This is a genomic window from Halomonas sp. 3D7M (genome assembly GCF_014897885.1).
Classification (GTDB): domain Bacteria; phylum Pseudomonadota; class Gammaproteobacteria; order Pseudomonadales; family Halomonadaceae; genus Vreelandella.
The window spans coordinates 28666-34491 of sequence record NZ_JABUZF010000162.1; the positions used below are offsets into that span (position 1 = coordinate 28666).

Below are 5826 nucleotides of genomic sequence, written 5' to 3' on the forward strand. Positions count from 1 at the left end.
GTTTGGCGACAGAGGGGATGGCTCTAATATCCAAGGAGCTTACCCATGGCAACATGTATCGTCACGTCCCTTCATTACCAGAAGACGCTTTCTTCTGCCCCATTTATCGTTAATGCCTACCCCACTTGTTCTAACTCTTCACGTATTTCGCTACTGCGTATTTCCACGCTTAATTGTCGCGCTGCCGTCTTTGTGCCAGCAGATAATGCTAAGGAGGTGCGCTCATGAGCCAAATCACCTCTTCCTCACTACCACCTCGTAAACCACGTCACAATAATCCACTAGGACGTATGATCGCAGAAGCGCTAGACAGCCAGCTGCTCCACTACGCTTACACCAACACTGAATTCACTATTCCAGACGTACGAAACGTCCTGCACGCCTTACCAGAGTTTGCCGACTACGACAAAACACGGTTGCGCTACTATGTTCGCGATCGCGTACATGCGCTAGAACGTCTAGGACTTGCGACTCGCGTAGGGATGGTCGATAAAAAGCGCGCTATTTTCCGCTTACACTTTGAGGCGGAAGAAACGGCTTGTGAACAACCAACCGCCGACGAGCTGTCACCGCTTTCAGCGCTGCCTAGCACCACTGACGATCTCCTTACCTTTCTTGAGAAAGACCGCCAGCATCTCAACGCCTGCATGCATGTCGCGATCAGCGAGGCTGAGTATTACAAGAAAATTCTCGACCAATACCCCACCGAAAAAGCACGCATTACTCCTCTACTTCAAGCCGCGACAGAAAAGAGCAATCATCTAAAAGGCGAGTGGGACGCCAATCTTACCTTGAGATCCCAACTGGCAAGTCGGGAGTTGAACTCATGATACCCAGCTCTCCTACACAACCAGTAAATGACGCCAGCGCATCCATCCCGATGTTACGCCAGTGGCAAACAGAATGCCTAGAACGAGCGCTCATCCAACTATCATCAAAGATGCCACACTTTCTCTGTCAAGCCACGCCAGGGGCAGGAAAAATGCTGCTGGCTGCCGTGCTCGCCGAGGCACTAATAAAACGGAGTGATATCGACTATGTGGTTTATCTTGGCCCCACGCGAGCAGTGGTAAATGACGCGCGGCATACGCTTGAAAAAGTACTCAACCGCTCACTTGATGGTCAACTGGGCTCTATTGGCGTGGCATTAACGTACCACGCCCTTTCCAACCGCTTGGCGTCTTTAAAACAGCTGTGCCTCAATGCGCATGTGCTCTTGATCTGGGATGAAAGCCATCATGCGTCGGCCCCCGGCGGTCAAGCACAACAAGCCAATCAATGGGGACTCGCTCTCATTGCGCTAGAGCGACATGTGCGCTTTACGCTCGCCTTGTCAGGGACGCCTTGGCGGACAGATGGCAGCTGTTTACCGTTGTTACGCTATGTGGAAGCAACGGATCTACCAAGCAATTCCAGCGACTCTCTCTCCCGCGTGTCGTCGCAAAAGCAGCTAATACCTGATTACGTATATACCTTAAAAGAAGCCATTCAAGACGGTGTATGTCGCTATCCTACGATACAACTTGTCGATAACCACTCTATCGGGATGACAAGAACGCATCCCAGAACTGGGCGCAAAGAAGCACGCCAGTACACAAGCATTCCACAGCTGCTCAAGCACCCGAGTGTTCACTATGCCACTCTTCTTCACGATGATGCACCGCTTCAGCATGTATTAACACTCGGCATCAAACGCTTAAGCACTCTCCGCCAGCACGACCCGAAAGCAGGTGGCTTAGTGGTCGCTGCTAGCATTCAGCATGCCGAGGAGATTACGCAGCGTCTAGAAGATGCACACCAAACAGTTTGTTTAGTGACTAGCCATGATCCAACGGCGCATACGCAATTAGACACTTTTCGCGATGCCGACACGGCTTGGATTGTCTCCGTTGGGATGGTCACTGAAGGCGTTAACCTGCCTCGGCTACGAGTATGCTGTTATCTCAGCCATGTGCGAACGGAACAGTTTTTTCGTCAAGTGCTCGGACGCATTATTCGCCGCCAGACCCGCCATGATGAGCACTGCTATTTCTATGCACTTAACGAACCTCTATTGCGCCGATTTGCTCGACGACTGACTGACGACCTTCCCGATGAATTAGCCAAGGTGGAGAGCACGGGTAACAAAAACCGTGCCGTCGACGACGGGTCACATTTCCATCATGCCGACGCTATCGCGCACAACAGCACTGTCACCACTCAAGCATTTACCCCCTCCGAAAAGAGTGAAGCACGTACCTCTGATGCGAGCGGCCTCACACTGTCTTTTCAAGCTCCTCATCATAGCCAGACCATGAGCACTGAGACAGATGTGGCATTTTCACAGGCGTTTTATGAACGCCTCATAGCTTTACGCTTAACGGACTGAAGGGTACTAGCGATGAAAAAACGCCGCCATCCTCTCCCACCGATTCCAGGTAACTCACGCCATTACGAGGTGACCAACAATCCCATCGGCTTATCGCCTGAAGCAAGGCGTCTGCTGTCAGAAAGCGTTTCACCGAATACAGTGCGTGCCATGCGTGCCGATTTAAGCATCTATCAAAAAGCCGGCGGTATTCTGCCGGCCACTGAGATCGATATCGCTAACTACTTGTCTGCGCAAAATGCGCTGGGTAAAAAACCAGCCACGCTAGAACGCTATGCCAATTCGCTCCATATGTGGCATCGCTATCACAACCTACCCTCACCCGTGAAAACCATTGCCGTTCGAAACATATTGCGCGGCATAAAGAAAAGTCGAAATATGCGTCAAACCTCAGCTCCGGCATTGCGTCTCAAAGAGTTACATCGCCTACTCGATGCGCTAGATCGAAAAACGTTGCATGGGTTACGAGACAGTACGCTGTTTTTACTGAGTTTTTATGGCGCGTTTCGGCGCAGTGAAATCGTCGTACTTGCTTACCAAGATATTGAATGGCGTCCCGAGGGGATCGTTATCACCCTACATTACAGTAAGACCAATCGTTCCAGCAGGGTTGAAACAAAAAGTCTGATGCGAGCACCAGAAGGAAGCCGCTACTGTCCTGTGACCATGTTAGAGCGTTGGCTAACTGTCTCTGGCATAACGGAAGGCGCGCTCTTTCGAGGCATTAGCCCACGTGGAAAGCTAAGCACTGGACGCATGGTCGCCCAGACACTTTATATAAGAATGGGAAAAGCATTGGAAAAGGCGGGGCTAGCCACTGAAGGCTATACGCCCCATAGCTTTCGTGCCGGATTTATAACGGAAGCGCATCTGCGCGGTAAAAGCGATCAGCAAATCAAGCGCGTCAGTGGCCATCGCGACCAAACTACCTTTGAGCGTTATATTCGCATCGCCGACGAATTTGAGAATAATGCCGGAGATTTTTTTTCATTGTGACACTCTCTGGCTGCGGCTACCGGGTCTACTTTTTCACCAGAAGTTCCATCGTAGTGATGCTACGCTCCTCGCTAGCGTGCTGAGTGACGTGACCCGCACACGCACTATCGGCACAGCGTGGTAGACTGGTGCCAAAGAGCAACTGCTGTGGATACCTGGAGACCTCGCATGGCGACCGACCAACGTCTTAGACTGCCCATCGGGATTCAGACCTTCTCGGAGATCCGCGAGGGTGGCTACTACTATGTCGATAAGACGCCCGTCATCGAACGCTTGGTTCGCCAGAACAAGTTTTACTTCCTATCGCGCCCCCGGCGCTTCGGCAAGAGCCTGCTGCTTGATACGCTGCGCTGCCTGTTCGAGGGCCGTCAGTCGCTGTTCGAAGGGCTGTATATTCACGATCGCTGGGACTGGCAGCAGACCCACCCGGTAATTCGCCTAAGTTTCGGCAGTGGCGTAATGCGTAACCGAGAGGAGCTGGATATCCACATCCATGAGCTGCTCGACGCCCAAGCTGAAGCGCAAGGCGTTTCTCTGCGCAATACCTCTATCGCCGGCCGCTTTCGGGAGCTGATTCAGCAAACCCACCATCAAAATGGCCGGCGTGCCGTGGTACTAATCGACGAGTACGATAAGCCTATTCTCGACAGTATTCTGTCACACGAGCGTGCCCGAGAGCTGCGCGAGGGGCTGAAGAACCTCTATAGTGTGATCAAGGACGCTGATCCCCACCTACACCTGGTGTTGATTACAGGGGTCTCTAAGTTCAGTAAGGTCAGCCTCTTCTCGGGGCTAAACAACCTCAACGACATTACGCTGGACGCCCTGTTCAGTACGATCTGTGGCTATACCGATGACGATATCGACACGGTATTCGCCCCAGCGCTGCCCGGGCTGGATCGCGATGCAATCCGGGTGTGGTACAACGGCTACCGTTGGGGTGGCCCCAACGTTACCTCCGTCTACAACCCTTTCGATGTACTGCTGCTACTCCAGAAACGCGAATTTGGCCCCTACTGGTTCGAGAGCGCCACGCCTACCTTTCTGGTCGACATACTCAAGCAACGCGGAGTTTTCACTCCTCAGCTTAACCAGTGGGAAACAGAGTACGAGCTACTCAGCCAGTTCGACGTAGATGATATTAGTACCGACGCCCTGCTCTTTCAGGCCGGCTACCTGACAATCAAAGATGTACAGGAACCGATGCTGGGCTACCGCCAATACATCTTGGGTTTCCCCAATCATGAGGTCGAGACCAGCTTGAACCACGCCCTGCTACCCTCGCTGGGCGTGGAGAACGGCCCACGTGAGCGCCGCACGCTGTTCAGACACTTAAAGAACCATGACCTTGCTGGCCTGGAGGCTCACCTCAAGGCCCTCTATGCCGGCTTACCCCACGACTGGTACCGCAACAACCCAATTGCGCAATACGAAGGCCACTACGCAAGCGTCTTCTACAGCCATTTTGCCGCTTTGGGCCTCACGGTCACGGTGGAGGATGCCACCCATCATGGTCGGGTGGACATGACCGTCGACTTCGGCGGCCATCTCTACCTGTTCGAGTTCAAGGTGGTGGAGCAGCTGCCAGAGGGCAAAGCGCTCGCGCAGATCAAAGCCAAGGGCTATGCCGACAAATATCGCTCAGCCGGCAAGCCGATCCATTTAATTGGGGTAGAGTTCTCTCGACAGCAGCGGCAGGTCGTGGCGTTCGAGGTGGAGACGATTAGCTAGAGGTACAATCGTGCCGGTAATACGCTGCAGGGGCAACAGGAGGATTCACTCCTCGCTACGGCGCTAAGTGACGTGTCCCGCGCACGCACTATCGGCACAGCGTGGTAGACTCAGGGCAAACGCATGAAAAATTTCACCGAGATAATATCATCGCTAAATAGCTTTCCTCCAGTGCTGCCTTTTGCTGCATTCGACGTATTAAGCAAAAAAGCAACTAAAGACTGGCTTCTAAATAAATCAAGTATCTAGCAAGAGTATTAATACCTGCAATTTTGCACGACATACCGACCGGCCCATCTCCTGCATTTTTGCAGAAAAAGCATACAAACATACGCCATGTGAAAAATATTTAAACAGCTAAAATCTGCTTTTTAACCTTACATACTGTGCCATTTAGCCTATGCATTTTTGCAGAGTAGGCGCGCAAAATTGCATTCGATGAAAAGCGTGGAGCAACTGAGGTATGCAATTTTGCAAGAAAAAGCATTTCATGAAAAGCCCTGCAATTTTGCAAAGCGCACCTGTAAATTTAGTTATCATAAAAAGCTAAGCAACTGATTTTAAAGGACTTTATGATAAGGGTCGCTTATCGAAAACCCTTTAAAATCAATGGCTTACAATCACTTGCCCAGCAAATTAACAGTGAGGTCTTGCAATACTACAAGGAATTCAATGGAATGGCATTTCTTGCAAAAGTGCAAAATATTTAAGTGAATCCGCATAAGTTATGG

General features: G+C 51.4%; 5 protein-coding genes. All 5 read left to right on the plus strand.

The features are described from left to right. Positions 1-45 precede the first annotated feature (45 nt). The 5 genes from INT22_RS07940 to INT22_RS07960 all read left to right on the plus strand — a co-directional run bounded on the left by INT22_RS07940 (position 46) and on the right by INT22_RS07960 (position 5095). Positions 46-228 (plus strand): hypothetical protein, encoded by a 183-nt coding sequence (locus tag INT22_RS07940; protein WP_193068019.1) that lies wholly within the window; start codon positions 46-48, stop codon positions 226-228. Beyond that, on the plus strand, positions 225-830 hold the full coding sequence (locus INT22_RS07945) for a hypothetical protein (protein WP_193068020.1): 606 nt from the start codon (positions 225-227) through the stop codon (positions 828-830). Before INT22_RS07940 ends, INT22_RS07945 begins: the two co-directional genes overlap by 4 nt. Positions 831-880: 50 nt before the next feature. Further along, on the plus strand, positions 881-2368 hold the full coding sequence (locus tag INT22_RS07950; protein ID WP_226912512.1) for a DEAD/DEAH box helicase: 1488 nt from the start codon (positions 881-883) through the stop codon (positions 2366-2368). Between the two features lie 12 nt (positions 2369-2380). Continuing rightward, on the plus strand, positions 2381-3364 hold the full coding sequence (locus INT22_RS07955; protein ID WP_193068022.1) for a site-specific integrase: 984 nt from the start codon (positions 2381-2383) through the stop codon (positions 3362-3364). A gap of 168 nt (positions 3365-3532) precedes the next feature. Continuing rightward, entirely contained in the window at positions 3533-5095 is a 1563-nt protein-coding gene (locus INT22_RS07960) for an ATP-binding protein (protein ID WP_193068023.1), read from the plus strand. Positions 5096-5826 lie beyond the last annotated feature (731 nt).

Bases quoted from the DNA above. Each gene is read 5' to 3' on its own strand.
- INT22_RS07950 (WP_226912512.1), top strand. From the start codon at position 881: ATGTTACGCCAGTGGCAAACAGAATGCCTAGAACGAGCGCTCATCCAA.
- INT22_RS07945 (WP_193068020.1), top strand. From the start codon at position 225: ATGAGCCAAATCACCTCTTCCTCACTACCACCTCGTAAACCACGTCAC.
- INT22_RS07960 (WP_193068023.1), top strand. From the start codon at position 3,533: ATGGCGACCGACCAACGTCTTAGACTGCCCATCGGGATTCAGACCTTC.
- INT22_RS07940 (WP_193068019.1), top strand. From the start codon at position 46: ATGGCAACATGTATCGTCACGTCCCTTCATTACCAGAAGACGCTTTCT.
- INT22_RS07955 (WP_193068022.1), top strand. From the start codon at position 2,381: ATGAAAAAACGCCGCCATCCTCTCCCACCGATTCCAGGTAACTCACGC.